Origin of the sequence: Ensifer soli (assembly GCF_041928815.1) — a bacterium.
In the GTDB taxonomy this organism is placed as follows: Bacteria; Pseudomonadota; Alphaproteobacteria; order Rhizobiales; family Rhizobiaceae; genus JBHFEI01.
Genome location: NZ_JBHFEI010000010.1, coordinates 13,331 through 38,106, shown reverse-complemented (window position 1 = coordinate 38,106; position 24,776 = coordinate 13,331). Strand labels below are relative to the sequence as shown.

At 68.3% G+C, this 24,776-nt stretch carries 21 protein-coding genes; 10 read left to right on the top strand and 11 right to left on the bottom strand.

From position 1 onward, the window contains the following. The first annotated feature begins 8 nt into the window (after positions 1-8). The 7 genes from ACEVQ6_RS15905 to ACEVQ6_RS15875 all read left to right on the top strand — a co-directional run bounded on the left by ACEVQ6_RS15905 (position 9) and on the right by ACEVQ6_RS15875 (position 8,004). Positions 9-1,409 carry an NtaA/DmoA family FMN-dependent monooxygenase gene (locus tag ACEVQ6_RS15905; protein ID WP_374890010.1) on the top strand — a complete coding sequence of 467 codons (1,401 nt, stop codon included), beginning with the start codon at positions 9-11 and terminating at the stop codon, positions 1,407-1,409. Between the two features lie 36 nt (positions 1,410-1,445). After that, positions 1,446-2,318 carry an oxidoreductase gene (locus tag ACEVQ6_RS15900; RefSeq protein WP_374890009.1) on the top strand — a complete coding sequence of 291 codons (873 nt, stop codon included), beginning with the start codon at positions 1,446-1,448 and terminating at the stop codon, positions 2,316-2,318. Further along, positions 2,315-3,640, top strand: coding sequence for an LLM class flavin-dependent oxidoreductase (locus ACEVQ6_RS15895; protein WP_374890008.1), 1,326 nt, complete (start codon positions 2,315-2,317; stop codon positions 3,638-3,640). The genes ACEVQ6_RS15900 and ACEVQ6_RS15895 overlap by 4 nt, the downstream gene beginning before the upstream one ends. Positions 3,641-3,677: 37 nt before the next feature. Then, positions 3,678-5,024: an LLM class flavin-dependent oxidoreductase gene (locus ACEVQ6_RS15890; protein ID WP_374890007.1), complete on the top strand. Its 1,347-nt coding sequence runs from the start codon at positions 3,678-3,680 to the stop codon at positions 5,022-5,024. Positions 5,025-5,260: 236 nt separating this feature from the next. Then, on the top strand, positions 5,261-6,265 hold the full coding sequence (tauA, locus tag ACEVQ6_RS15885) for a taurine ABC transporter substrate-binding protein (protein ID WP_374890006.1): 1,005 nt from the start codon (positions 5,261-5,263) through the stop codon (positions 6,263-6,265). Positions 6,266-6,346: 81 nt separating this feature from the next. Next, a complete protein-coding gene (locus ACEVQ6_RS15880) occupies positions 6,347-7,159 on the top strand; it encodes a taurine ABC transporter ATP-binding protein (RefSeq protein WP_374890005.1) in 813 nt (270 codons plus the stop codon). Beyond that, complete coding sequence (locus ACEVQ6_RS15875) at positions 7,156-8,004, top strand: ABC transporter permease subunit (protein WP_374890004.1); 849 nt, start codon at positions 7,156-7,158, stop codon at positions 8,002-8,004. The genes ACEVQ6_RS15880 and ACEVQ6_RS15875 overlap by 4 nt, the downstream gene beginning before the upstream one ends. Positions 8,005-8,516: 512 nt before the next feature. On the opposite strand, the gene ACEVQ6_RS15870 is transcribed toward ACEVQ6_RS15875, so the two are convergent. Then, complete coding sequence (locus ACEVQ6_RS15870) at positions 8,517-9,518, bottom strand: phosphotransferase enzyme family protein (protein WP_374890003.1); 1,002 nt, start codon at positions 9,516-9,518, stop codon at positions 8,517-8,519. Between the two features lie 268 nt (positions 9,519-9,786). Here ACEVQ6_RS15870 and ACEVQ6_RS15865 point away from each other — a divergent pair, with 268 nt between their 5' ends. The 3 genes from ACEVQ6_RS15865 to ACEVQ6_RS15855 all read left to right on the top strand — a co-directional run bounded on the left by ACEVQ6_RS15865 (position 9,787) and on the right by ACEVQ6_RS15855 (position 15,650). After that, the gene (locus ACEVQ6_RS15865) at positions 9,787-11,739 is read left to right on the top strand and encodes a calcium-binding protein (RefSeq protein ID WP_374890002.1); all 1,953 of its coding nucleotides are present in this window, start codon (positions 9,787-9,789) and stop codon (positions 11,737-11,739) included. 202 nt (positions 11,740-11,941) lie between these two features. Beyond that, on the top strand, positions 11,942-13,651 hold the full coding sequence (locus ACEVQ6_RS15860; RefSeq protein ID WP_374890001.1) for a methyl-accepting chemotaxis protein: 1,710 nt from the start codon (positions 11,942-11,944) through the stop codon (positions 13,649-13,651). Positions 13,652-13,736: 85 nt separating this feature from the next. Then, positions 13,737-15,650, top strand: a complete 1,914-nt coding sequence (locus ACEVQ6_RS15855) for a diguanylate cyclase (protein WP_374890000.1) — start codon at positions 13,737-13,739, stop codon at positions 15,648-15,650. Positions 15,651-15,674: 24 nt separating this feature from the next. Here ACEVQ6_RS15855 and ACEVQ6_RS15850 read toward each other — a convergent pair whose 3' ends face one another. From ACEVQ6_RS15850 to ACEVQ6_RS15805, 10 genes are all read right to left on the bottom strand, one after another. Beyond that, positions 15,675-16,742, bottom strand: a complete 1,068-nt coding sequence (locus ACEVQ6_RS15850; RefSeq protein ID WP_374889999.1) for an ABC transporter ATP-binding protein — start codon at positions 16,740-16,742, stop codon at positions 15,675-15,677. Continuing rightward, positions 16,739-17,539 carry an ABC transporter permease gene (locus tag ACEVQ6_RS15845; RefSeq protein WP_374889998.1) on the bottom strand — a complete coding sequence of 267 codons (801 nt, stop codon included), beginning with the start codon at positions 17,537-17,539 and terminating at the stop codon, positions 16,739-16,741. The genes ACEVQ6_RS15850 and ACEVQ6_RS15845 overlap by 4 nt, the downstream gene beginning before the upstream one ends. 10 nt (positions 17,540-17,549) lie before the next feature. Next, a complete protein-coding gene (locus ACEVQ6_RS15840; RefSeq protein WP_374889997.1) occupies positions 17,550-18,407 on the bottom strand; it encodes an ABC transporter permease in 858 nt (285 codons plus the stop codon). Positions 18,408-18,493: 86 nt separating this feature from the next. After that, positions 18,494-19,504, bottom strand: coding sequence for an ABC transporter substrate-binding protein (locus tag ACEVQ6_RS15835; RefSeq protein ID WP_374889996.1), 1,011 nt, complete (start codon positions 19,502-19,504; stop codon positions 18,494-18,496). A 36-nt stretch (positions 19,505-19,540) separates the two neighbouring features. After that, positions 19,541-19,864, bottom strand: coding sequence for an NIPSNAP family protein (locus tag ACEVQ6_RS15830; protein ID WP_374889995.1), 324 nt, complete (start codon positions 19,862-19,864; stop codon positions 19,541-19,543). Positions 19,865-19,869: 5 nt separating this feature from the next. Further along, complete coding sequence (locus ACEVQ6_RS15825) at positions 19,870-21,333, bottom strand: aldehyde dehydrogenase (protein WP_374889994.1); 1,464 nt, start codon at positions 21,331-21,333, stop codon at positions 19,870-19,872. Between the two features lie 11 nt (positions 21,334-21,344). Next, on the bottom strand, positions 21,345-22,382 hold the full coding sequence (locus ACEVQ6_RS15820; protein ID WP_374889993.1) for an LLM class flavin-dependent oxidoreductase: 1,038 nt from the start codon (positions 22,380-22,382) through the stop codon (positions 21,345-21,347). Then, entirely contained in the window at positions 22,379-23,311 is a 933-nt protein-coding gene (locus ACEVQ6_RS15815) for a flavin reductase (RefSeq protein WP_374889992.1), read from the bottom strand. Before ACEVQ6_RS15815 ends, ACEVQ6_RS15820 begins: the two co-directional genes overlap by 4 nt. Next, on the bottom strand, positions 23,308-24,114 hold the full coding sequence (locus ACEVQ6_RS15810) for an alpha/beta fold hydrolase (protein WP_374889991.1): 807 nt from the start codon (positions 24,112-24,114) through the stop codon (positions 23,308-23,310). Before ACEVQ6_RS15810 ends, ACEVQ6_RS15815 begins: the two co-directional genes overlap by 4 nt. Further along, positions 24,089-24,691 carry an amino acid synthesis family protein gene (locus tag ACEVQ6_RS15805; protein ID WP_374889990.1) on the bottom strand — a complete coding sequence of 201 codons (603 nt, stop codon included), beginning with the start codon at positions 24,689-24,691 and terminating at the stop codon, positions 24,089-24,091. Before ACEVQ6_RS15805 ends, ACEVQ6_RS15810 begins: the two co-directional genes overlap by 26 nt. Positions 24,692-24,776: the final 85 nt, after the last annotated feature.

Genomic DNA, 24,776 nt, shown 5'->3' with positions numbered 1-24,776 from the left:
GGTACGCAATGACGAAGCGCCTGATCTTCAACGGCTTCTCGATGAATGTCGTCTCGCACATCTATCACGGCCTCTGGCGCCATCCGCAAGCACGTCAGGCCGAGTTCAACGACCTCGACTATTGGGTCGACGTGCTGAAGGTGTTCGAGCGCGGAAAATTCGACAATTTCTTCGTCGCCGACGTCATCGGCGTCGATCCGATCTACAGGGGAAGCTGGGACACCTTCGTCAGGGAGGCGGTGCAGATACCGGTCAACGATTCCTCGACGCTGATCGGCGCGCTGATCCATGCGACGAGGAACATCGGCCTCACCTTCACCTCCTCGATCCTGCAGGACCATCCCTTCAGCTTCGCCCGCCGCGTCTCGACGCTCGATCACCTGAGCAAGGGCCGGATCGGCTGGAACATCGTCACCTCGGTCAGCCACAATGCCGCGCAGAATTTCGGTTTCGACCGGATCGTGCCGCATGACGAGCGCTATGCCTGGGCGGCGGAATATGTCGATGTCGTCTACAAGCTCTGGGAAGGCTCCTGGGACGAGGGCGCCGTCATCGCCGATCGCGCGGCGAACCTCTATGCCGATCCCTCGAAGGTCCACCGCATCCATCACGACAGCAAGCGCTACAAGGTGCTCGGCCCGCATCTGACGCAGCCGTCGCGCCAGCGCACGCCGGTCCTCTTCCAGGCCGGCTCGTCGAAGGCCGGTCGCGCCTTCGCCGCCGCCAATGCCGAAGGCACCTTCATCATGAGCCTCAACCCTGAGAGCGCCCGCAAGCTGGTGGAAACGGTCAATGCGCAGGTCGAGGCGGCGGGCCGCAAGGCCGGCGACCTCAAATACATCCAAGGCCTTTCCTTCGTGGTCGGCTCGACCATCGACGAGGCGAAGCGCAAGGCGCGCGACCTCGACGACTATGCCAGCACCGATGGCAATCTCGCCCATATCAGCCGCGACCTCGGCATCGATCTCGGCCTGCTCGACCCGGACCGCCCGGTCTCGGAACTGGAGATCGAGGGGGTGCAGGGCTATGTCGCCTATTACGAGGAGGCGTTTCCCGGCCAGAAGCCGCGGGTGCGCGACCTCGCCAATGCGCTCGCCTACAACACCCGCATCGTCGGCACGCCGGACTCGATCGCCGACACGTTGCAGGAATGGCGCGATGCCGGCGTCGACGGCGTCAACCTGATCTACCAGACCTCGCCCGCCACCTATGTCGATTTCGTCGATCACGTCACGCCACTTCTTCAACAGCGTGGCCTCGCCCAGTCCGAATACGCGGACGGCACGTTGCGCGAGCGTCTGTTCGACGACAGCGGCCCCACGCTCAACGACCGCCACCCTGCCGCCGCCTATCGCGGCGCCTTTGCCGGCCAGCCCGCGACCGGCCTGCCGAAACGGGCGCGCGGCTGAGCCGCCGCCTCCCTCCGGACAATCGAGGAAATTTCCATGACACTTCCGAACGACGCCGTCTGGTTCGTCACCGGCGCCTCCACCGGCTTCGGCCGCATCTTCGTCGATCAGGCGCTGGCGCTCGGCCATCGCGTCGTGGCGACCGCGCGCAATCCGGCGCAGCTCCGCGACCTGTGGACCGGCCATGGCGACCGGGTCCTGTCGCTTCCGCTCGACGTGACCGATGGAGCGGCGATCACCCGCGCGGTGCAGGAGGCGGAGAGCCGCTTCGGCCGCATCGACATCCTCGTCAACAATGCCGGCTACGGCTATTTCGGTGCGATCGAGGAGGGCATCGACGCCGATATCCGCGCCGTGTTCGACACCAATGTGTTCGGCCTCGCCGCCGTGACGCGCGCGGTGCTGCCCGGCTTCCGCCGGCGGGGTTTCGGCCGGATCGTCAATCTCTCCTCGATCGCCGGCCTCTCCGCCAATCCGGGCGCCGGCTACTATGCCGCGACCAAGCATGCCGTCGAGGCGCTGTCCGAGGCGCTGGCGCAGGAAGGTGCCGCCTTCGGCATCAGGGTTCTGATCGTCGAGCCCGGCCCCTACCGCACCGATTTCGCCGGGCGCTCGATCCAGGTCGCCCCGCCGGTCGATGCCTATGTCGGGGGTCCCTCCGGCCGCAACATCCGGGCGATCCGCGCCAGCAACGGCGTGCAGGACGGGGACCCGGAAAAGGCGGTCCGGCTCGTCCTTGAGGCGCTCGCAGCCGACGCGCCGCCGCTGCGTCTCGTGCTCGGGCCCGTCGCGATCGACCGGGCGAGGGCGAAGCTTGCCGGTGTCCTTGCCGATATCGACGCCTATGAGGAGCGCTCGCGCCGGACGACGCTCGACGCCGCGCCCGCACGTTTAGGCGTCGCATCATGACGCGGCAGCTTCACCTCGGCCTCAACGTGCTGTCGGACGGCATGCACCCGGCCGCCTGGCAGGCGCCGGAGGCCGACGCGCTCGGCTTTCTGCGGCCCGAACAGTGGAACAGGCTGGCGGAACTCGCCGAGAAGGCGACGCTCGATGCGATCTTCCTCGCCGACCTCACCAACCTGTCGCTCGATGGAGACAAGCCCCTCGGGGGACCGCCGCTGTCGCTCGACCCGATCGTGCTGCTCTCCTCGCTCGCCTCGAAGACCACCCATGTCGGGCTGGCGGCGACCGTCTCCACCAGTTTCGAGGAACCCTACACGCTCGCCCGCCGCATCAGTTCGCTCGATCACCTGAGCAAGGGCCGGGCGGCCTGGAATGTCGTGACCTCGGCCGACGGCAAGGCGGCCGCCAATTTCGGCGGCAAGCCCTTCCCGCCGCGCGAGGAGCGCTACGCCCGCGCCGAGGAATTCGTCGATGTGGTGCGTGCGCTCTGGGACAGCTGGTCGGACGATGCGCTGGCACCGGACAAGGCGACCGGCGCCTTTACCCGGCGCGGATCGATCCGGCCGATCGATTTCAAGGGACGATATTATTCGGTCGAGGGCCCGCTCAACGTGCCGCGCGCGCCGCAGGGCCATCCGGTGCTGATCCAGGCGGGCGGGTCGAATGCCGGTCTGAACCTCGCGGCGCGGCAGGCCGATGCCGTCTTCGCCGCGCTGGCGACGCTGGAGGACGCCCATGCCTATGCGGCGGACCTGAAGGCCCGCACCCGCGCCTTCGGCCGGCCGGAACATGCGGTGAAGATCCTGCCGGGCCTCTCCTTCGTCCTCGGCGGCACGGAGGCCGAGGCGCGGGCCCGCAACGATCTCCTCAACAGCCTGGCCGGCGAGCGGCGGCTCGCCTGGCTCGCCTGGCAGATCGGCGTCGATCCGTCAGACCTTGCCTGGGACGCGCCGCTGCCCGCCTCGCTGCTGGAAGGCTCGACGCCGTCGCCGGGATCGCAAGGGGCGCGCGACATCGTGCTCAACGTCGCGCGGCGCAAGCGGCTGACGGTGCGCCAGCTTCTCGACCGCATCCTCACCTGGCACCGCCTCGTCGTCGGCACGCCGGAGCAGCTCGCCGCCACGATCGAGGAATGGTTCCTCTCCGGCGCCGTCGACGGCTTCAACCTGATGCCCGACGTGCAGCCCTCGGGCTTCGAGGCCTTCGTCGACCATGTCGTGCCGATCCTGCGGCGGCGCGGCCTCTTCCGCAGCGAATACCGGGGCACGACGCTCCGCGAGCATTTCGGCATCCCCCGGCCGCAGCACCGTTTCCTCGCCTCCTGACGGGCGCGGACCGACCCGTTCCGGAAAGGACTTCTGCATGACACGCCAGATCAAGCTCGGCGCATTTCTGCCCGGTGGCGGCCAGCACATCGCCTCCTGGCGCCATCCCGACCAGCCGGTCGACGGTGCCGTCAGCCTCAAGTTCCATATCGAACTGGCGCGGGAAGCCGAGCGCGGCCTGTTCGACGCCTATTTCCTCGCCGACACGCTGGCGGTCGTCTTCGGCGGCGGCATCGAGGGCGGGTCCGCGCGGGTCGCGGGTTTCGAGCCGGTGACGCTGTTTTCGGCGATCGCGCCGTTCACCACGCATCTCGGTTTCATCGCCACCGCCTCCACCACCTATGAGGAACCCTATTCGATCGCGCGAAAATTCGCTTCGCTCGACCTGATCTCCGGCGGCCGCGCCGGCTGGAACGTCGTCACCACGGCGACCGAGACAGCCGCGCAGAATTTCAATCTCGACCGGCAGATCCCCCATGCGGCGCGCTATCGCCGGGCGGCTGAGCATGTCGAGGTGGTGAGGAAACTCTGGGACAGCTTCGAGGACGACGCCTTCCTCCGCGACCGGGAAAGCGGCATCTTCTTCGACCGGGCGAAAATCCACGCCGCCGATCACAAGGGCGAGCATTTCCAGGTCAGAGGCCCGCTCAACGTGCCGCGCTCGGCCCAGGGCCATCCGGTCATCGTGCAGGCGGGGCAATCGGAAGACGGGCGCGGGCTGGCGGCGGCGACGGCGGAGGTGATCTTCACCGCGCACCAGCATCTCGACACGGCGCAGGCCTTCTATCGCGACATCAAGGCGCGGGCCGCGGCGCTCGGCCGCGACCCCTCCCATGTGCTGGTCATGCCCGGCGTCGCCCCTTTCGTCGGCCGCACCGAGGCGGAGGCGCGGGAGAAATACGAGCGGCTGACCAGCCTGATCGTCGAGAAGGACGGCCTCGCGCTGATCAACACCATGACGGGCGGCGGCATCGACTTCACCGGCGTCGATCTCGACGGTCCCCTGCCGCCGGTCTCGCCAACCGAGGGCATGAAGAGCCGGCAGGAGCTGATCCGCCGCATCGCCGACGAGAACGATTTCTCCATCCGCCAGCTCTACCAGTGGATCGCCTCGGCGCGCGGGCACTTCACCGTCGTCGGCTCCGCCGAAACGGTGGCGGATACGCTGCAGGACTGGTTCGAGAACGAGGGCGCCGACGGCTTCAACATCCTGCCGCCCTGGCTGCCGACCGGCCTCACCGACTTCGTCGACCTCGTCGTGCCGGAACTGCAGCGCCGCGGCCTGTTCCGCACGGCCTACGAGGGGCGGACCCTGCGCGAGAACCTGCAATTGCCGTTCCCGCGGAACCGCTGGTCGATCTCCCGCGCGAATGCAGCGGAATGATCGCCGACGCGCCCGGCGCGGTCGAACGGACGATCGATGCCGCCCGAGGCCCGAGGACCGGGGTCCGTCGCGCGAAACATCGATCTCACGGCCGCCCGTCATAAAAGCATCGAAACGCGCCGGCGGCACGGAATGCGCACGTTCATTTCTATATTCATTCCGTAGACTATGTCAGTTTTATAGGGAAAGCAGGCGAAGCAGAACCGTCCGCCGGCTGTCTTACAGGAGAGGATGACATGTCGTTTACCCGCAGAACCCTTCTGGCCGCCGCTACCGCGGTCACGCTTCTGGGCCCGTCGCTGCGCGCGCAGGCCGAGGACGTCACCATCAATATCGGCTACCAGCCGATCGTCGAGCCGTCGCGCGTTCCCCAGGCCGACGGCGCGTATGAAAAGGCGACGGGCGCCAAGATCAACTGGCAGAAATTCGATGGCGGCGCCGATGTCATCGCCGCGATCGCGTCGGGCTCGCTCGACATCGGCTATGTCGGCTCCTCGCCGCTTGCCGCCGCCGCCAGCCGCGAACTGCCGATCGAGACCATCTATCTCGTCGGCCTGATCAGCGAGGCCGAGGCGCTGGCCGTCAAGGGCATCACCAAGCCGGAGGAACTGGCCGGCAAGAAGATCGCCACACCCTTCGTCTCCACCGCCCATTACAGCCTGCTGACAGCTCTGAAGCACTGGAAGGTCGATCCGAAGTCGGTGGAGATCCTCAACCTGCGTCCGCCGGAGATTGCCGCCGCCTGGGAACGTGGCGATCTCGACGGTGCCTATGTCTGGGATCCGGTCCTTTCGGAACTGAAGAAGACCGGCACGGTGCTCGCCACCTCCGCCGACGTCGCCACCTGGGGCGGCCCGACCTTCGACGCCTGGATCGCCAGCAAGGCCTTCGCCGAGAAGCACCCCGATCTCGTCACCGCCTTCGTCAAGGTGACCGGTGAGGCGACCGCCGCCTATCGCGCCAATCCGGAGGCATGGTCGGCGGATTCGGGCGAAGCCGAGAAGATCGCCCGGCTGACCGGCGCCAAGCAGGAGGAGGTTCCTGCCCTCCTCAAAGGCTACATCTTCCCGACGCTGCAGGAACAGGCCGGCGCCGATCTGCTCGGCGGCGGCACGGTGAAGGCGGTCGCCGAAACATCGGCGTTCCTGCTCGAACAGGGCAAGATCCCGTCGGTTCTCTCCGACTACGCTCCTTACGTCTCGCCGCGCTGGGTCTCGGACGCGGCAAAGCTCGTCAACTGATCGAGGTCCCGCCCCTCCCGGCCTGTTTTCAGTCCGGGAGGGATGTCACGATACACCGGGAACCGGAGACGTTGATCCTTCATGACCAAGAGCGTGCTCTCCTTCCGCGACGTCTCGCTCACCTATCCGGCGCGCCTCCATGAGCGCAAGGCCGCCGCGCGCACGGTGCTTTCCGGGATCGATCTCGACATCGCCTCGGGCGAATTCGTTTCGGTGATTGGCCGTTCCGGCTCCGGCAAGACCAGCCTCCTCAACCTCGCCGCCGGATTTCTGACGCCGAGCGCCGGAACGATCACCGTCGACGGCATCGCGGTCACCGGACCGGGCGCCGACCGGGCCGTCGTGTTCCAGGACGACGCGCTCTATCCCTGGCTGACCGCGCGCGACAACATCGCCTTCCCGCTGAAGCTGAAGGGCATCGCCACCACCGAGCGCCGGCGCCGCGCCGATGCGCTCTTGCAGCTGGTCGGCCTTGCGGATGCCGGTGACCGGCATATCTGGGAACTGTCGGGCGGCATGCGCCAGCGCGTCGGCATCGCCCGGGCGCTGGCCGCCGAGCCGCGCTTCCTGCTGCTCGACGAACCGCTTGGCGCGCTCGATGCGATGACGCGCAGCCGCATGCAGGCCTTTCTCCTCACCATCCAGGCGGCGAGCGGCACGGGCGCCCTGCTGATCACCCACAGCATCGACGAGGCGCTCCTCGTCGGCACGCGCGTCGTCGTGCTCGCGCCCGATCCGGGCCGTATCGCCAGCGAGATCCGCGCGCCGTTTTCCAGCGACCTTCTCTCCGGCGCGTCCGCCGCCGACATCCGGGCGTCCGCCGCCTTCAAGACGCTGCAGGCCGACCTGACCGGCCTCATCCATTCGCTGAGCTCCGAGGACGCCGCCGCATGACGCTCGCCGCAGAATTCGATCCCGAGGTGTCGACGCCCAAGGACAGGACAGACGGGACATCGCCGTTCCCGTCGCGCCAGCGCGTTCCCGTCTGGGCCATCTCGGCGGCGACGGTGCTGGCGATCCTGGCGCTCTGGGGCATCGCGGCGTCCCAGCGCTGGGTGTCGCCGGTCTTCCTGCCCTCGCCGCTGCAGGTGGCGAAAGCGCTCTATGCGCTGACCCTCGACGGCTTCGTCGATTCGACGCTTGCCGAACATGTCGGCGCCAGCCTCAAGCGCATCTTCGGCGGACTGGCGGTGGCCGTGGTCATCGGCATTCCCGCGGGGCTTTCGATCGGCACCAGCCGGATCGGGCGCGGCATCCTCGATCCGATCGTGGAATTCCTGCGGCCGCTGCCGCCTCTCGCCTATCTGCCGCTGGTGATCATCTGGGCGGGCATCGGCGAGACGTCGAAGATCACCGTCATCGCCCTGTCGATGCTGCCGTCGATCATCCTGTCGACCTCGGCGGGCGTGCGGGCCGTCTCGAAGGACCATGTCAACGCAGCCCGCTCCTTCGGCGCCACGCGGACGCAGGTGCTGCGCGACGTCGTCCTGCCGAGCGCCTTCCCGTCGATCCTGACCGGTATCCGCATCGCGCTCGGCGCGGGCTGGACGACGCTGGTCGCCGCCGAACTGGTCGCCGCGACCAGCGGACTCGGCTTCATGATCCAGTCGGCCGCCCAGTTCCTCGTCACGGACGTGCTGATCGCCGGCATCATCGTCATCGCCGCGATCGCCATTGTTCTCGAATGGGCCTCGCGCTGGCTGGAGCGCCGCCTCGTTCCCTGGGCGGCCCATCGCTGACGCAGCCCGCATCCCGTGCAGGCGCCCAAGCGAAGGCGGGCAAGGCGGGCAAGAGGACCATCCGCAGCTGCCGACCAGCAGACCATGCGGACCGCTCTCTTCGGGGCGGGCTGCCCGAAGATAGGCAAAGGCGCATGGCCTCGTTCCTCAATGCCGACGATGACGGCCGCCGGCTCGAGAGGCCGCGCGGTGCCACGCCCTGCGACTACATCTGCAAGTCCGGGCGACAGAGCGAGAGCGGTTTAAACGCAATCCACCAGCAACCGAAACCTGGAACCGTCCGGCGGAGCAACACAGCACGGCGACGGCGGCGGGCGTCCTGTCATGCCCGATCCGAACGGTTCGATCTCCGGCGGCTTTCCCGTCGCGTCAGCAGAAATACCTCCTCGCTCCCCTTTCCTCGCCGTCCTGGAGCCCTTCCGGCGATCGCTGGATCACCGGGAATGCCTTATCTCCCTGTTTCAGCGCGTTTTCCGGATGTCAAATCCAATCCGGACCTGACGGGACATGCCCTAGATTCCGAAGCCGGCGAGGTAGGACTCACAGAGCGGGATCGCGTCCTGCGTGAAGGATGCGCCCATCTGGCGGGCGAGGTCCGTCTGCGAATGGGAGCCGACCCAGGCGATCAGCAGGATCCGCCGCAGCATGACGAAGGTGCCGATCTCCGCCTCGTCCTCGCGCGACAGCAAGCCGACGCTGCGATAGCCGCCGAGCCAGGCGTCGATATGGCCCGGCACCTCCGGACGGTGCTCGATGAAGGAGACCGTGGTGGCGCAGTCGTAGAGGAACCATGAGAAGCCGCAATCGTCGAAATCGATGACCTTGACCGCGCCGTCGTCCTTGAGGAGATTGGCGTGGCGCATGTCGCCATGGACGAGCCCGAAGCGCTCCGGACCCGAGCCGTAGCGGGCAAGCCGCCTGCCGATGAGGTCGACCGTCCGTTCGAAGAGCGGCAGGACGTCCGGCGTCATGCCGAGCCCGTCGCGCCAGCGCCCCCAGTGCGGCGTGCGGCCGAGCGTCGTCTCGAAATCCCAGCGGTGCCGGCGGAACCAGTCCGGCCGCGCCCAGGCGCGCACGTGGCGGTGCATGCGCGCGGCGACGGCACCGGCGAGCGCGAAGCCTTCCTCGTCGCCGGTGTCCGGCTCGTGGCCGCTCTCCCAGAGGGAGAGCACCACATGGCGGGGCCGCGGCAGGGTCTCGTGGCCGACATGCTGGATGGTCTCACCGTCGCGGCCGGCGACCGGAACCGGCGTCATGGCGGCGCCGTCGCGGCGAAGCGCCACCTGCCAGGCGATCTCGGAGGCGATCTCGACCGTTCCGTGATAGCCGTCGCGGTGGATGCGCAAGGCCCATCGCCCTCCGGTCGCCGGGCTCGTAACCTTGTAGGTCGCGTTCTCGGAGATGTTGACCAGCGTCGCGCTCGCATCCTCCGGCAGGTCGTATCGGTAAAGCGCCAGCGCCGCCACCGCGTCGAGCGTTGCGATGATGGCCGAGTCGGACATGTCCTGCGTCATTGGGGGCTCTCCAGGAGCAAAGGCGAGATCGGGGCTTTCGGGATCCCGAGCCTAGCAGGATTCGGCGCGCCCGCACGGATCGGCGACCGCACCGCGCTCCACCTTGGCATTGCTGTCGCACCACTGCGAATGGGCCCTGGCACCGGGACGCCCCGGCCGCCCGCTGAAACAATTGCGGCCCCGCCCGACAAAACGCGGAAACAGCGCCTGCCTATCTCCTCGGCCACGAAGGACCGGCGCCGCCGGCCGCAGACGATGGAGAAGGACAATGGCAATCATTCACGGCAGTTCCAACAGCGACACCGGCAGCAAGAGGCTTGCCGGCACCAGCCAGGACGACGTCATCTGGGGGCATGGCGGCCATGACGAGATCTGGGGCAATGGCGGAACCGACCTTCTCTATGGCGGCGCCGGCAACGACACGATCGTCGGCGGCAGCGGGCGCGACTGCCTCTACGGCGGCGAGGGCGACGACACGCTGGAGGGCGGCAGCGACGCGGACGTGCTCGACGGCGGCGAAGGCCAGGACACGATCACCTATGCGAACGCCACCGCCTCCGTCCGCCTGTCGCTGATCACCGGCATGGGCTATGAGGGCGACGCGCGGGGCGACACCTATATCGGCATCGAGAACGTGATCGGGACCGCGTTCAACGACATCATCCTCGGCGACAACGGCGCCAACTGGATCTTCGGCGGCAGGGGCGCGGATGCGCTTTCCGGCCGGGGCGGCGACGACCGCCTTTACGGCGGCGACGGCGACGACGTGCTCGAGGGCGGCGAGGGCAAGGACTTTCTCGAAGGCGGCCAGGGCAGCGACGTCGCAAGCTATTCGCAGGCGGCCCGGGCCGTCGCCGTCGACCTGAAGACGGGTAGCAACAGCGGCGAGGCGGCCGGCGACGTCTTCGTCAGCATCGAGAACATCCGCGGCACCCGCTTCGACGACGTGCTCTTCGGCGACGACAAGGCGAATATCCTCGAGGGCGGCCAGGGCAACGACTACCTGATGGGCCGGGGTGGCGCCGACGTGCTGAACGGCGGCATCGGCATCGACACCGCCGCCTATTCCCAGGCGAAGAGCGGCGTCGTCGCCCATCTCGCCTGGGGCACGGGCACCGTCGGCGAGGCGGCGGGCGACACGCTGCTCTCGATCGAGAACCTGATCGGCTCGGCCTATGACGACCACCTTTCCGGCAGTTCGTTCGGGAACGTCATCTATGCCGGCGGCGGCAGGGACACGGTGCATGGCGGCGAAGGCAACGACATCCTGCATGGCGAGACCGGCGACGACACGCTCTGGGGCGGCGCGGGCAACGACGTCCTGCATGGCGGCGCCGGCAACGATCTCTTCCGCGATCACGAGGGCCTCGACACCTTCAACGGCGGCGCCGGCACGGATACCGTCGACTACAGCCTCCACGATCTCTATGGGGAACGGCCGGCCGCCGGCGCGGTGATCAACCTTTCGACCGGGCTCGGCAACGGCATCGCGCTCGGCGACGTCTACAGCAGCGTGGAAAACGCCATCGGCACGCGCTACGACGACACGATCGTCGGCACGGCCGGGGCCAACCGGCTGGACGGCGGCGACGGCAACGACACGCTGATCGGCGGCCGCGGCGGCGATACGCTGATCGGCGGGGCGGGCAGCGACACCGTGAACTACGGCACGGCGGCCGGCGGCGTCACCCTCAATCTCGCGGCGCGCTCCGGCACCGGCGGCGAGGCGGCGGGCGACCGCTTCGAGAGCATCGAGAACGTCTTCGGCTCCGCCCATGCCGACACGATCCTCGGCGATGCCCAGGCCAACCGGCTCCACGGCTCCGCCGGCAACGACTACCTGTCCGGAAGGGACGGCAACGACGTGCTCGACGGCGGCCTGGGGCAGGACACGCTGGTCGGCGGGGCCGGCGCCGACAGCTTCGTCTTCACCAGCATCGCCCAGAGCGGGCCGACGGCTGCCACCGCCGACCGCATCGCCGACTTCGACAGCCTCGACGTCATCGATCTCGGCGCGATCGATGCCCGCGCCGACCTCGCCGGCAACGATGCCTTCACCTTCATCGGTGCCGCCGCCTTCACCGGCACCGGACAGGTGCGTGCCTTCTTCGACGGTACCGACACCATCGTCCAGATGAACGTGCAGGGCGGTCTTGCCGCCGACATGGCGCTCCGGCTGAACGGCCTCGTCGCGCTGACGGCGTCGGACTTCCTGCTGTGATCCCTGCCGCGAGACGGAGGCGGCCGCCCGGCCGTCTCCCGACCGCGCGCGGCCGGAACGCCGGTCGGCCTTGCCATCCTCTGCGGTTGCCTTCCCTCCTCGCGCAGGCAACAGGACGATTCGAGGGGGCGGGTGCCGCCTTTTTATAAATTATTTAGAATAAGTCCGGCAAAGATCGCGCGTATATCCCGATGGAGTTTCCATGATACCCGGTCTTTCGCGTTATCTCGCTCCGAACGAGGCCCTCGTCAACGCCCTGCATCGCTCGATGGCGATCGTCGAATTCAGGCTCGACGGCACGGTGATCGCCGCCAACGAAAATTTCTGCCGCATCGTCGGATACGCGCCGTCGGAGATCGTCGGCCGCCATCACAGCCTGTTCGTCGATCCCGCCGAGGCGCGCGCGCCGGCCTATGCGGCCTTCTGGTCGGGGCTTGCCGCGGGAGGCGTCGAACGCGGCCAGTACAGGCGCATCGCCAGGGACGGGCGGGAGATCTGGGTCGAGGCGAGCTACACGCCGGTCCTTGACGGGAGAAAGCCCTACAAGGTGGTGAAGATCGCCACCGAGATCACGGCCGAGAAGGGACGGGCGGCCGAGGACCGGGGCAAGCTCGAGGCGCTGTCGCGCGCCCAGGCGATCATCGAATTCACCCCGGCGGGCGAGATCCTGTCGGCGAACGCCAATTTCCTGTCGGCGCTCGGCTACGGCCTCCAGGAGATCGTCGGCCGGCACCACGCGATCTTCTGCGAACCGGACTATGTGGCAAGTCCCGCCTATGCGGCCTTCTGGAAGAGGCTCGCCGCCGGCGATTTCGTGTCCGACCAGTTCGCGCGCCGCACCAAGGACGGGCGGGAGATCTTCATCCAGGCGAGCTACAACCCGATCCTCGACGCGGCCGGCCGGGTGGTCAAGGTGGTGAAGTTCGCGACCGACGTGACCGAACGCACCCGCGTCGTCAAGGAGCTCGGCGCCGGTCTTGCCCGTCTCTCGGTCTGCAACATCCGCCAGACGATCGACGAACCCTTCGCCCCCGAATTCGATGCGCTGCGGCAGGATTTCAACACCTCGATCGGCGCCTTCCAGGAGACGCTGGAAAAGGTTCTGACCCAGACGACGCGCCTCAGCGGCAGCAGCCAGGAGATGCGCCAGGCGGCCGAGCACCTCTCGGATCGGTCGCTCGAACAGGCCGGGCAGATCGAGCAGACGCGCCAGGCCCTCGACACGATCACCGAGACGGTCCGCTCCTCGGCGACGAAGGCCAAGGAAACCCGCGACCTCGTGCGCGACGCCTCCGGCTCCGCCTCGACCTCCGGCAAGGTGGTGCGCGAGACGATCGGCGCGATGAAGCGCATCGAGGCCGCCTCGCGGGAGATCGGCCAGATCATCGGCGTCATCGACGAGATCGCCTTCCAGACCAATCTTCTCGCGCTGAACGCCGGCGTCGAGGCGGCCCGCGCCGGCGATGCCGGCAAGGGCTTCGCCGTCGTCGCCCAGGAGGTGCGCAACCTGGCGCAGCGCTCCGCCGAGGCGGCCAAGGAGATCGGGGCTTTGATCCAGAACTCCAGCCGGGAGGTCGGCGAGGGCGTTCGCCTCGTCGATGCGACGGGAACGGCGCTCGGCGCGATCGAGACCCTGGTCGGGGCGATCGACCGCAATGTCGACACGCTCGCCAGCGCCTCCGACCAGCAGGCGCGCGGCCTCTCGGAGATCAACGAGGCCGTGTCGCAGATCGACCGCATGACCCAGGAAAACACCGACATGGTGCGGCGCTCGACGGTGGTCAGCGGGGAACTCGCCGCCGCCGCCGCCCTGCTTGCCGAACATGTCGGCCAGTTCAAGCTCAACCGTCGCGCCCGGATCCGCATGCCGGGCAGCGTCGAGGCCGCGCGGGGCGGGGTCCGTGCCGCCTGAAACCATGCGTTGCCGGCGGCAAGGGGCGGTTAATCCTGCCGTGCTACGAAGGCCGCGAGATCGCCGCACGGGGCTTTGACGGGGAATGACGAGTGTCTGGCAGGTGTTGGCGGGAAATTTCGCCGCGGTCGCGTTGATCGTCCTCGTCTGGATGCATCTTGCCTACCGGTTCCACCGTCTTCCGGCCCGTACCCAGGCGGTCTGCCAGGGACTGGCGCTCGGCCTGGCGGCGATCGCCTCCATGCTCCTGTCGGTGCGCCTCGAGCCGGGGGTCTATTTCGACCTGCGCCTGGCGCTCGTCGCAATCGCCGAGGTGTTCGGCGGCCCGCTGGCGCTGGCGGTCACGACGGCGATCACCGCCGCCTTCCGCCTGGCGATCGGCGGAGCGGGGGCTTTTCCCGCCGTGATCGGCATGGCGGCCACCGCCGGCGCCGGCACCCTCGTCTGGCATCTGGCCGGCCGGCGGCCGGTCGAGCAGCCGCTCGCGATCATCGCCGTCGCGACCGGCTTCGCCGCGCTGTCGCTCGCGCTCGTGTCGCTGCTGTCGCCAACCCATCTCGGCGGCGCCGTCGGCGAGATCGTCACGCCGATCGTCCTCCTGAATTTTCTCGCGGTGGCGACCGCCGGCGTCGTGATCACCCATTTCCGCCGCTTCACGCTCGAACGCGACATCCTCTACGCCGCACTGACGCAGACGCCGGACTATCATTACATCAAGGACGCCGGCCACCGCTTCGTCATGACCAACGTCAACGTGGCGAAGCACCACGGCCGCGAGGGCGCAGCCGACATGGTCGGCCTGACCGACTTCGACCTGACGGCGCCGCAGCGGGCGGCGGCGCTGTGGAGCGCGGAGCAGCAGGTGATGGACACGGGCGCGCCGATTCACCGTTTCGAGGAGTGCCTTGCCGACGGCGGCGCCTCGCCGCGCTGGTACTCGACCTCCAAGGTGGCGTTGCGCGACCGTCATGGCGACCTGATCGGCCTTGCCGGCGTGTCGATCGACATCACCGAACGCAAGGCGCTCGAGGAGGAACTGCGCAAGAGCCGCAACGTCATGGCCCGCGCCATGGCCGAGATGTCGGACGGCCTGGCGATGTTCGACGCGACGGGGCACGTCGTCTTCTGCAACGAGCAGTACCGCGCCCTTTTTCCCCGCTCGGCCCATGCGCGCCGCAAGGGCGCCCACATCACCGAGATCGTGCGTGCCGTCGTGCGCAGCGGCGAACGCAAGGATGTGCCGGCCGACCTCGACGACGCGGCGATCGAGGCGGCGGCCCGTACCCTGCACGCCAACAAGGACGAGGTGATCCCGCTGTCGGACGGACGCTGGCTGTCGCTGCGCACGCGCGTCGCCGAGGATGGCACGGCGCTGGCGCTCGTCACCGACATCACGGCGATGAAGGAGGCGGAACTGTCGCTGCAGCAGTTCGCCGACCGGATGCGGGACCTCGCGCAGACGGACGGGCTGACCCGGCTCGCCAACCGGCGCTGGTTCGACCAGGTCCTGGCGGGCGAAACCGCGCGGGCCGCGCGCACCGGCCTGCCGCTGGCGCTGCTCCTCGTCGACGTCGACCGGTTCAAGGCCTTCAACGACGGCTACGGCCATCTCGCCGGCGACGACTGCCTGAGGCAGGTCGCCGGCGGCATCGGTGCCGCGGCGCGGCGCACGAACGATCTCGCCGCACGCTTCGGCGGCGAGGAATTCGCGATCCTCCTGCCCGCCACCGGGGAGGAGGATGCGCTCGCCGTCGCCGAGCGCCTGCGCGAAAGCATTCGCGGCCTCGCCATCGCCCATGCCGGCAGCGAATTCGGCGTCGTCACCGTCAGCCTGGGGGTCGCCGTCCTTTGCGCGGCCATCGAGACCGCCCCGCCGGAGGAATTGATCCGCCGCGCCGACGCAGCCCTCTACCGGTCGAAGAGCACCGGCCGCGACCGCGTCACGCTGTTCCCGTTCGAGGAGGAGCGGGCGGGGACCGGGTCCATCGCCCTCGATTGAGACGCCCGGACGGCGTCCCGGCCCTCAGGAGGCGAAGGCGTGGGCGGAGGACGGATTGAAGGCGAGGCCGACAGGGCTGCCCGGAGCCAGCCCTTCGAGCCCGCGATGGCCGAAGGGCACGCGCACCGAAAGCCGCGCCGCGCCCGGCAGGTCGACGAAGACCTGGGTGTTGTTGCCGAGGAAGGTCAGGTCGCCGACCGTGCCCGTCAGGGCGGCGCCGCCCGGCGGCACGAGGTCGATACGCTCGGGCCGCAGCATCAGCGCCGCCTGCCCCTTTCCCGCCCCGCCATGCAGCGGCACGTCGGCAAGCGTCGCGCCTCCGGGCAGGGCGACCACCGCCCGGCCACCGGCGGCCGAGACGATCTCGGCGTCGATGAAGTTGGAATCGCCGATGAAACCGGCGACGAAGCGGGTCGCCGGGGCGGCATAGAGGTCGGCGCCCGAGCCGATCTGCTCGATCTTGCCCTTGTTGAACACCGCGATCCGGTCGGAGAGGCGCAGCGCCTCCTCCTGGTCGTGGGTGACGTAGAGAATGGTGACGCCGGTCTCCTGGTGGATGCGGCGGATCTCGAACTGGATCTCCTCCCGCAGCTGCTTGTCGAGCGCCGAGAGCGGCTCGTCCATCAGGAGGATCGGCGGACGGTAGATCAGCGCGCGGGCGAGCGCCACGCGCTGCTGCTGGCCGCCGGACATGGCGGCGGGTTTCCGGTCCTCGAAGCCGTCGAGGCGCACCAGCGCAAGCGCCGCCCGGACGCGCGCGCTGATCTCGGCCTGTGGCAGGCGGCGGATGCGCAAGGGGAAGGCGACATTTTCCCCGACGGTCAGGTGCGGGAACAGCGTGTAACGCTGGAACACCATGCCGATGTTGCGTTTGTGCGAGGGCGTCGACAGCAGCGTCGTCCCGTTCAGCAGGATGTCGCCCTTCGTCGGGTCCTCGAAGCCGGCGAGGATGTAGAGCGTCGTCGACTTGCCCGAGCCGGAGGGGCCGAGGAAGGTCATGAACTCGCCCTCGCGGATGGCGAGCGTCACATCGGAGACGGCGGTGATCGGGCCGTAATCCTTGCGGATGGCGCGGATGTCGAGAAAGGTCATGAGGGGCGTCCCTTGCGGACCAGCGCCGCGATCAGCATCAGAAGCATGGTGAAGAGGATGAGCAGCGTCGAGGCGGCGGCAATCACCGGCGTCAGGTCCTGGCGCAGCGTCGTCCAGATCTTGACGGGGAGCGTCTGCAGCGACGGGCTCGCCATGAAGATCGCCAGCACCACCTCGTCCCAGGAGGCGAGGAAAGAGAAGACGGCGGCGCCGAAGAGGCCGTGGCGGACCGCCGGGACGGTGACGCGCAGCCGCGCCTCCCAGGGAGAGGCGCCGCACAGGATTGCCGCATCCTCGACCGAGCGGTCGAAACCGTCGAGCGCGCTGCCGATCGAGATGATCGAAAACGGCAGCGCCACGACGAGATGGGCGATGACGAAGCCGACCGTGGTGCCGGCAAGGCCGATGCGCAGGAAGAAGGCGTAGAGCGCCACCGCCAGCACGACGACCGGCAGGATCATCGGCGTCAGGAACAGGGCGCGCAGCACCTCGCGGCCGGCAAAGCGGCCGCGATTGAGGCCAAGCGCGGCGAGAAAGCCGATGACGACGGAGAGCACGGTGACGATGAGCGCGATCTTCAGGCTGGTCAGCGCCGAGCCGAGCCAGCGCGGATCGGCAAACAGTTCGCCGTACCAGCGCGTCGTCCACGAGGGCGGCGGAAAAATCAGCCATTGCGACGAGCCGAAGGAGAGCGCGGCGATGAAGACGATCGGCAGCATGAGGAACAGCGACACCGCGGCGGTGATGCCGATCAGGACGTATTTCATGGCGCCGAGACGGTTGAAGTCGAGCAGCATGGCTTTCTCCTCAGCGCATCCGGCCGGCACCGAACAGGCGGAGCTGCACGGCGTAGAGCGCGAGCGTCACGGTGAGCAGCACGAAGGCGGCGGCCCCGCCCATGCCCCAGTTGACGAGTGATTGGACGAACTGCGCCACCATTTCCGCGAGCATCATGTTGGCCGTGCCGCCGAGCAGCGCCGGGGTGACGAAATAGCCGAGCGCCATGACGAAGACCATCAGCGCGCCGGCGGCGATGCCGGGCAGCGACAACGGCAGGAGCACGCGGAAGAAGCATTGCGCCTTCGTCGCGCCGCAGAGCGCCGCCGCCCTCAGGATCGACGGCTCGATGCCGCGCAGCACGCCGACGAGCGGCAGGATGACGAAGGGCAGCATGATGTAGGTCATGCCGATGGTGACGCCGACGAGATTGTTGACCAGCGCCAGCGGCTGGTCGATCACGCCAAGCCCGATCAGCGTCTTGTTGATCACGCCGGTGCGCTGCAACAGCACCATCCAGGCATAGGTGCGGGCGAGCAGGTTGGTCCACATGGAGAGCAGGATGACGGCGAAGACGAGCTGCGCCCAGCGCGCCGGCAGCACCGTCAGCGTCCAGGCGACGGGATAGCCGATCGCGACCGAGACCAGCGTCACGACGCCGGCGACGAGGAAGGTGTTGAGGAAGATCCGCACATAGGTCGTGGTGCCGAGCAGCTGCGCGTAATTCTGCAGGCCGAGCTCCGGTTCGGTGACGCTGCGCAGCAGCAGCGCCATGACCGGCGCGACGAAGAACAGGGCGACGAGCACCAGCGCCGGCGCGACATGGGAGAAGCCGCTGCCGCACCGTGATCGCGGCGATGGCGCAAGGCCGGTATCGATGGTGCTCATGCGCTCGGTTCCCGTGGCTTTGAAAAGGAGGCCGCGCGGGCCGCCCTCCCCTTGCCCGCAGGGCGAAGGAAGGGCGATGCCGCCGCTTACTTCGCCTGCCAGGCGTACCAGCGCTCGCCGATCGCGTCCCGGTTCTCCGCCCAGTAGGTCATGTCGGCATTGACCTGGCTTGCCGCCTGCATGTCCGGCAGCGTCTCGCGCAGCTTCGGATCCATCAGCGCGCTCGCATCGAGGTTGATCGGCGCATAGCCGGTCTCGGTGGCGAACGAGGCCTGTGCGGCATCGGAGGTCGCGTGGGCGATGAACTGCATCGCCGCCTTGAGGTTCTTCGTCCCCTTCGGCACGACGAGGGCGTCGGCGGCGGTGATGTTCTGCTCCCACGACGTCTCGACATTGACGCCGGTCGCTGCCAGTGCGGTCAGACGGCCGTTCCAGAAGGAGCCGAACGGCGCCTCGGCCGAGGCGAGGAGCTGCTGCGAGGCCGCACCCCCGTCCCACCAGATGATGTCGGCCTTGATCGTGTCGAGCTTCTTGAAGGCCCGGTCGAGATCGAGCGGATAGAGCATGTCGGCGGCAACGCCGTCGGCGAGCAGCGCCGCCTCGATCACGCCCGGCGCCGACCACTTGTAGAAGCTGCGCTTGCCGGGAAATTTCGCCGTGTCGAAGAGGTCTGCCCAGGTCTTCGGGCAGGCGGCGACCGCATCCTTGTTGCAGCCGATGACGAAGGAATAATAGAAGCTGCCGACCGAGTAATCGGTGACGAAGCGCGGGTCGAGCTTCGACTTGTCGATGACGGAGAAGTCGAGCTTTTCGAGAAGTCCGGCCTTGCCGGCCTGCACGGCATAGTCGCCCTCGACGTCGACGACGTCCCAGGTGACGTTGCCGGCCTCGACCATGGCCTTGATCTTGCCGTAGTCGGTCGGGCCGTCCTGCACGACGTTGACCTTGCTCGCCTCGGTGAAGCCGTCGGCCCAGTAGGTCTTCTGCGCGTCCTGCGTGGTGCCGCCCCAGCTGGTGAACACCATGTCCTCGGCGCGGACGGCGGTGGCGAGCGAGAGCGCGGCTGCAAGCGTTGCGATGGCCAGTGTCTTGTTCATGTTCCCATTCTCCTTGTTATGATGATCGTCGGAGTCTCAGAAGGTCAGGCGGCGCGGCCGGGCGGCGGCGGGCCGCAGCATCCCGATGTCGGCGACCTCGACCGGGTCGCGGAACGCCGGCAGGAGGGCGCGCCATTCGGACTCGGCCATCAGCGCTGCGCGGCACGCCTGCCGGTCGTCGAGGCTCGAAAAGGCCCGGATGGGGACGATCTCGTTGATCGGGCCGGTCTCGGAGAAACAAGAACCGACGAGATGGCCGAGATGGTACGTCTCGATGGCGATGCCGGTCTCGCCGACCACGTCGAGACTGTCGGGAACGGCGCCGATCGTCGGCCGGCAGGTGCGGATCTCGGTGTACATGGTCCTCACCGCATGACGAAGGGATCGGGGATCGGATCGTCGGAGGTGCGAACCCAGACGGTTTTCGTGCGCGTGTAGTCGAGCGCGGCGGCAAGCCCGCCCTCGCGGCCGTGGCCGGACTGGCCGAAGCCGCCGAAAGGCGCGATCGGCGAGACGGCGCGGTAGGTGTTGACCCAGACGACGCCGGCGCGGATGCGCTTCACCATGCGGTGGGCCCGGGCGAGATTGGTGGTGAAGACGCCGCTCGCCAGACCGAAACGCGTGTCGTTGGCGAGCCGTACCGCCTCCTCCTCCGTCTCGAAGGAGAGGACGGAGAGCACCGGGCCGAAGAGTTCCGTCTCGACGGACGCGGCCGAGACGCCGTCGCAGTCGATCACGGTCGGCGGATAGTAGAAGCCGGAGGTGCCTGGCGTCGCGCCGCCGGTGACGAGCCTCGCGCCGGCCTTGAGGCTCGCCTCCACCACCGTCTCGATCAGCGCCCGCTGCCGGCTTGTGCAGAGCGGGCCGACCTCCGTCGCCATGTCGAGCGGCGAGCCGATGCGGATCGCTTCCGCGCGGGATTTGAGGATGGCGAGGAAGCGCTCCTTGATCGAGGCCTCGACGATCAGGCGCGAGCCGGCGACGCAGCTCTGGCCGGTCGCGGCAAAAATGCCGGAAACTTGAGCGTTGGCGGCACTTTCCAGATCGGCATCGGCGAAGACGACGAAGGGCGATTTGCCGCCGAGTTCGAGCGAAGTCGAGGCGAGGTTTTCCGCCGAGTTGCGCACGACCGCCGCCGCCGTTCCCGGCCCGCCGGTAAAGGCGATATGGGCGATTTTCGGATGGCAGGTCAGCGCGCTGCCGCAGGCAGGACCGAAGCCGGTGAGGATATTGACGACGCCGGCCGGAAAGCCCGCCTCCTGCACCAGCCGGGCGAAGGCGAGCAGCGGCGCCGGACCGTCCTCGGACGCCTTGACCACCAGCGTGCAGCCGGCGGCGAGCGCCGGGCCGAGCTTGACGGCCGAGAGAAACAGCTGGCTGTTCCACGGCACGATCGCGGCGACGACGCCGACCGGCTCGCGCCGGAGCCAGACATCCATGTCCGCCTTGTCGATCGGCAGGTAGGCGCCCTCGATCTTGTCGGCGAGGCCTGCATAGTAGCGGTAATAGTCGGCGACATAGGCGATCTGCGCCGAGGTCTCGCGAATGATCTTTCCCGTGTCGCGGGTCTCGAGTTCCGCCAGTTCCTGCGCATTGGCGGCGACGAGATCGGCAAGGCGATAGAGCAGCTTTCCGCGCTGCGTCGCTGTCATCGCCGCCCAGGGGCCGGACCACAGCGCCCGCTCCGCCGCCGTCACCGCGCGGTCGACATCGACTTCCCGCGCCTCGGGCATCTCGGCCCAGACCGCGCCGGTCGCCGGATCGATGCTGTCGAAACGGCCGCTGCCGTCGTCGAAGGCGCCGTCGATATACTGCTGGAACCGCCGCATCACCGTGCCCCTTACCCGAATGCCGGCATGACGTCGGCGATGAAGCGTTCGAGCGAGGCCTTCTTGCGCTCAAAGCTCATGCCGGTGTCGATCCACAGCGAATATTCGTCATAGCCGAGCGCCTCATAGACCTTGAGGCGGGCAATCACCTGGTCCGCCGTGCCGAGCGGCATGTTGGCGCGCATCACCTCCGGCGCGAGGTTTGGATTGGCGGCAAGCTCCTCCGCGCTCAGGGTCTCGATCAGGCCCTGGCGGATCGGCCGCTGGTTTTTGAACCAGGCGAAGAAATAGTTGTAATAGGTGCTGACCTCCTTCAGCGCCTGCTCGACGTCCGCCGCGTCGGCGCCGACATAGGTGTGCAGCAGCAGCATGATCTTCGGCCGCGCAACGTCTGGGAATTTTTCACAGGCCGCGTTGAAGCGCTCCATCAGGCTTTCGATCTCGGCCTCGCCATTGGCGAGCGGCGTCACCTGCACGTTGCAGCCGGAGGCGACGGCGAATTCGTGGCTGTTCGGGTCACGCGCGGCGATCCAGAGCGGCGGATGCGGCTGTTGCAGCGGCTTCGGCGCCGAGCTCGTCTTCGGGAACTGGTAGAACTCGCCCTCATGGGCATAGTCGCCGGCCCAGAGACCCTTGATCGCCGGCACCAGCTCGCGCATGCGCTGGCCCGCACCCCAGGCGTCGAGGCCGGGATGGAGCCGCTCATATTCGAAACTGTAGGCGCCGCGCGCGATGCCGATGTCGAGCCGGCCGTTGCAGATGATGTCGGTCATCGCCGCCTCGCCGGCGAGCTTGATCGGATGCCAGAAGGGCGCGATCACCGTGCCGGTACCGAGGCGCACATTCGTCGTACGCCGCGCCAGATCGGCGAGGTTGATGAAGGGGTTCGGCGCGATGGTGAAATCCATGCCGTGATGCTCGCCGGTCCACACCGCATGCATGCCGCCGCGGTCGGCGATCTCGGCGAGCGCCACGAATTCCTCATAGAGTTCCCTGTGGCTCTGTTCGGCGTTCAGCCGTTCCATGTGGACGAAGAGGGAGAATTTCATCGCTGCGGTTCCTTCACCGGCTGGGCATGGACCCGGCCCCTGTCCTGATCGCCGACATAGACGCCGAAATTGCCGAACCGGCTTTCCGCGGCATACCGCCGGACGAGATCGCGCTCGGCGCTGTCGGCGATCCGGTCGATCGGCAGATCGGCGGCGGGGAAGAAGCGGCCGGCGACCGGCTCCCCCTCGCCGAGCACGGCCCGATAGACGACATGCCGGCGCATCGCCTTACGGTCGTCATAGACGGAATAGATCAGCCCCGGCTGCACGGCGAGGCCGGTCAGTTCGGAAAGCCGCGTGCCGAACGCATCCGGGCCGTCCTCCGCCGTCAGCGCGAAGGCGGGCAGCTTCAGCCTGCCTTCGCCCGCCTCGACCAGCAGGATCGCGCCGTCGCGCTCGGCGACCGCGCCGATCACCTGCGGCATGTCCTGGCTTGCGACCAGGGCGCGCTCCGAGGCGCCGGGGAAGAAATAGGCGCCGCGCTGATAGCCGAGCCCGGTGGTGCCGGCATTGCCGAAGGCCTCGACGCGGCCGATCAGGATCGCATGGTCGCCGGCATCGACGATCTCATGCATCGAGCAGTCGAACCAGGCGGCGACGTCGGCAAGGACGGGCGCGCCATGCGGACCGTCCGACCAGCCGACGGTGGCGAAACGGTCCTCGCTCGGCCGGGCAAAAGTGTTGGAGACATCCTTCTGCCCCTCGGAGAGGATGTTGACGGCGAAGCCGGAAGCCCCGGTCACGGCCTCGAAATTGCGCGAGCTTTTCGCGATGCAGACGAGCAGCAGCGGCGGATCGAGGGAAACGCTGGCGAAGGAATTGGCGGTGAAGCCGATCGGGGCGCCGGCCGCGTTGCGGCTGGTCACGACCGTGACCCCGGTCAGGAACGCGCCGAAGGCGTCGCGCAACGCGCGCGGATCGATGCTCATGCGGCCTCCTCCTTCGGTGTCCGCGCCATCCAGGCGACGAGCGCGGCATTGACGGCATCGGGCGCCGTCAGGTTGACCATGTGGCGATGGCCTTCGATCACCACCGCCGCGCCGTCGTCGGCGGCCTCCGCCATGGCAAGGCTCATCTCCGGCGTCGAGTTCGGATCGTCGGCACCGGTCAGGAACAGGGCCGGGCAGCGGATCGCACCGAAGCGGCCGGCATAGACGTCGTCACCGGTCGCGAAGGCGGCATAGGCGGTGGCATAGCCCTGCGCATCCACCTCCGACAAAAGCCGGCGCGTCAGCACGAAGGCCTCCTCATGCTCGTGGCCGGGGCCGAACCAGCGGCCGAGCGGGGCTTCCCGATCGAAATCGCCCGTCAGGATGTCGCGTGCCCGCGCCTCGACCGCGCCGCGCGCCTGCGCGTCACGGCGGAAGACACCGTTCAGCAGCGCCACGCGGCGCACCCGCCTCGGCGCCTCGACCGCGAGCCCGCCGGCGATCAGCGCGCCCATCGAATGGCCGGCGAGGCTGACGGGTCCCGGCCCGAGTTCGCCGAGAAACGTCTTCAGCCGGGCGACGAAATCCGGCAGGCGCGCGCCCTTCGGCAGGGCGGCGCTTTGTCCGTGGCCGGGCAGGTCGACGGCGATCACGGTGAAGCGCTCCGCGAGCGCCGCGATCTGCGGCGCCCAGGCCTCCGCCCGCATGCCGACGCCATGCAGCAGCACCAGCGGCTCGCCGGTGCCCGCCGTCGCATAGGCGACGCCGCAGGGCGTCTCAGACCGCTGCCGGATTGCTGACATCGTGGCCGAGATCCTTCAGGTCCTGGTAGCGGTCGCCGATGCGGTGATGCGGACGGCCACCGATCGAGGCGCCGAGGGCGACGACGATCTCGTCGGCGGCCGGCGCATCCGGCACGGCGCACTGGATGGTGAGGTAGTGCGAGCGGCGGCCCTCGTCGTTCTTGTCCATCAGCGGGATCATCACCGGCGCATTGGCGGGCCCGCGCGTGTTGCAGAAGGCGAGGTAGGATTTCGCGCCCACCGCCTGACGGTAGTGGTTGCCGAAGCGCAGCGTGTGGATCAGCGCCGAGGCATGCTCGATCTCGCCGGAAAGGCCGACCACCGCCGACTTGCCATAGGCCTCGACCGCCTCGCCGGAGCCGGCCGTCTCGAGGATCATCCGCGTCAGGAGCGCGCCGAGCACGGGCGCGGCGGCGTGGATCTCCGGCTTCAGGTCCTCGACGAAACCGCGTCCGGCCCAGGGGTTCTTCACCACGGCGATCGCCGCGATCAGCGTCAGCGGCACCTCGGCCGCCCTGCCGCCTTCGATCAGCGTCCTTTCCACATGAAGAAGCGTTTTCCGGATCTCAATGGCCATGGCGGTCCAACCTCATCGACGATGATCGTATGTTGGTATACCATAATACGACGTGTCAAGAGCTTGCAGGACGGATTTTTCGCGG

Coding starts and splice junctions, on each gene's coding strand:
- ACEVQ6_RS15860 (WP_374890001.1), top strand. CDS start 11,942: ATGATACCCGGTCTTTCGCGTTATCTCGCTCCGAACGAGGCCCTCGTC.
- ACEVQ6_RS15870 (WP_374890003.1), bottom strand. CDS start 9,518: ATGACGCAGGACATGTCCGACTCGGCCATCATCGCAACGCTCGACGCG.
- ACEVQ6_RS15850 (WP_374889999.1), bottom strand. CDS start 16,742: ATGACCTTTCTCGACATCCGCGCCATCCGCAAGGATTACGGCCCGATC.
- ACEVQ6_RS15820 (WP_374889993.1), bottom strand. CDS start 22,382: ATGAAATTCTCCCTCTTCGTCCACATGGAACGGCTGAACGCCGAACAG.
- ACEVQ6_RS15875 (WP_374890004.1), top strand. CDS start 7,156: ATGACGCTCGCCGCAGAATTCGATCCCGAGGTGTCGACGCCCAAGGAC.
- ACEVQ6_RS15865 (WP_374890002.1), top strand. CDS start 9,787: ATGGCAATCATTCACGGCAGTTCCAACAGCGACACCGGCAGCAAGAGG.
- ACEVQ6_RS15880 (WP_374890005.1), top strand. CDS start 6,347: ATGACCAAGAGCGTGCTCTCCTTCCGCGACGTCTCGCTCACCTATCCG.
- ACEVQ6_RS15905 (WP_374890010.1), top strand. CDS start 9: ATGACGAAGCGCCTGATCTTCAACGGCTTCTCGATGAATGTCGTCTCG.
- tauA (WP_374890006.1), top strand. CDS start 5,261: ATGTCGTTTACCCGCAGAACCCTTCTGGCCGCCGCTACCGCGGTCACG.
- ACEVQ6_RS15825 (WP_374889994.1), bottom strand. CDS start 21,333: ATGCGGCGGTTCCAGCAGTATATCGACGGCGCCTTCGACGACGGCAGC.
- ACEVQ6_RS15845 (WP_374889998.1), bottom strand. CDS start 17,539: ATGCTGCTCGACTTCAACCGTCTCGGCGCCATGAAATACGTCCTGATC.
- ACEVQ6_RS15815 (WP_374889992.1), bottom strand. CDS start 23,311: ATGAGCATCGATCCGCGCGCGTTGCGCGACGCCTTCGGCGCGTTCCTG.
- ACEVQ6_RS15840 (WP_374889997.1), bottom strand. CDS start 18,407: ATGAGCACCATCGATACCGGCCTTGCGCCATCGCCGCGATCACGGTGC.
- ACEVQ6_RS15830 (WP_374889995.1), bottom strand. CDS start 19,864: ATGTACACCGAGATCCGCACCTGCCGGCCGACGATCGGCGCCGTTCCC.
- ACEVQ6_RS15810 (WP_374889991.1), bottom strand. CDS start 24,114: ATGTCAGCAATCCGGCAGCGGTCTGAGACGCCCTGCGGCGTCGCCTAT.
- ACEVQ6_RS15890 (WP_374890007.1), top strand. CDS start 3,678: ATGACACGCCAGATCAAGCTCGGCGCATTTCTGCCCGGTGGCGGCCAG.
- ACEVQ6_RS15805 (WP_374889990.1), bottom strand. CDS start 24,691: ATGGCCATTGAGATCCGGAAAACGCTTCTTCATGTGGAAAGGACGCTG.
- ACEVQ6_RS15895 (WP_374890008.1), top strand. CDS start 2,315: ATGACGCGGCAGCTTCACCTCGGCCTCAACGTGCTGTCGGACGGCATG.
- ACEVQ6_RS15855 (WP_374890000.1), top strand. CDS start 13,737: ATGACGAGTGTCTGGCAGGTGTTGGCGGGAAATTTCGCCGCGGTCGCG.
- ACEVQ6_RS15835 (WP_374889996.1), bottom strand. CDS start 19,504: ATGAACAAGACACTGGCCATCGCAACGCTTGCAGCCGCGCTCTCGCTC.
- ACEVQ6_RS15900 (WP_374890009.1), top strand. CDS start 1,446: ATGACACTTCCGAACGACGCCGTCTGGTTCGTCACCGGCGCCTCCACC.